General features: G+C 48.0%; 1 protein-coding gene. It reads right to left on the reverse strand.

From position 1 onward, the window contains the following. Window positions 1–153 precede the first annotated feature (153 nt). Window positions 154–615: dihydrodipicolinate synthase family protein (locus R7P74_RS27530; protein WP_318123852.1), on the reverse strand; the 462-nt coding region annotated here is incomplete at its 5' end.

Raw genomic sequence — 615 nt, forward strand, 5'->3', positions numbered from 1 at the left:
GTCTTTAACCACCAAGTTTGCACCGTCGTAGGTTTTCTTAACATGTTGAAAGCTCACATAATCCTTGTTTGCTGTGCTCATGGCATCCCTCCGTTCATTTTTGTATAGCGAAAATAAGTAGAGCGCCACAAAGCGCCCTACTCACTAGCTCAATTACAGATTGTATTTTGATAGGTCTAAGCGGGTAGCAAGCGCGTGCTCCACCATCTGGATCACTTGTTGACGCTCCTCACCTTTAAGCAGTTGGCGCGGTGCACGAACTTGCTCTGAACCACGGCCACACACTTGTTCAGCAAGCTTAATGCACTGAACCAGCGTAGGAATGGTGTCGAGACGCAGCAGCGGTAAGAACCAACGGTAAATTTCTAACGCTTCTGCATAACGGCCTTGGCTCGCCAGCTTGTAAATTGCAACTGATTCTTCTGGGAACGCATTGGTTAAGCCAGAAATCCAGCCTGTCGCTCCTAACATCAGCGACTCAAGCGCAATGTCATCAACACCGCTGAACACGATAAAACGATCATCGAACTTGTTGTAAAGCTCAGTGATACGACGCGTGTCGGTAGTCGACTCTTTGATTGCAACAATGCTGTCAAACTCAGCCAGCTTCGCCAT

This window comes from Vibrio sp. 2033 (genome assembly GCF_033339735.1).